This is a genomic window from Pseudoalteromonas sp. S3178, from assembly GCF_005886985.1.
In the GTDB taxonomy this organism is placed as follows: Bacteria; Pseudomonadota; Gammaproteobacteria; order Enterobacterales; family Alteromonadaceae; genus Pseudoalteromonas; species Pseudoalteromonas carrageenovora.
Genome location: NZ_PNCW01000225.1, coordinates 1 through 285, shown reverse-complemented (window position 1 = coordinate 285; position 285 = coordinate 1). Strand labels below are relative to the sequence as shown.

The 285-nt window shown below is 47.4% G+C and carries 1 pseudogene; it reads right to left on the bottom strand.

The features are described 5' to 3' along the window. Nucleotides 1-182: pseudogene (locus CWC11_RS23440) on the bottom strand (ATP-binding protein); the annotation flags it as partial. Between the last annotated feature and the right edge of the window lie 103 nt (nt 183-285).

Genomic DNA, 285 nt, shown 5'->3' with positions numbered 1-285 from the left:
AGATCGTAAAGGTTTTCTTTATCCATGTTGTAAGTAAGTGCACCGCGGTCTGATAGCGATAGTTGATGTAAATCGTCCACCAGCCGAGTCAATCGTTGGATCTCTTCATTAAGGGACATAAGTTGTTCAGGATCGCTTGCGATAATGCCATCAATCATTCCCTCAAGTTCCGCGCGGATCACGGCAATCGGCGTGCGTAGCTCGTGCGAAATATCCGCTATCCATTGCTGCCTAGCTATTTGGTTCTGCGCTAATGTGTCTGCCAAACGGTTCATATCTCTGGCA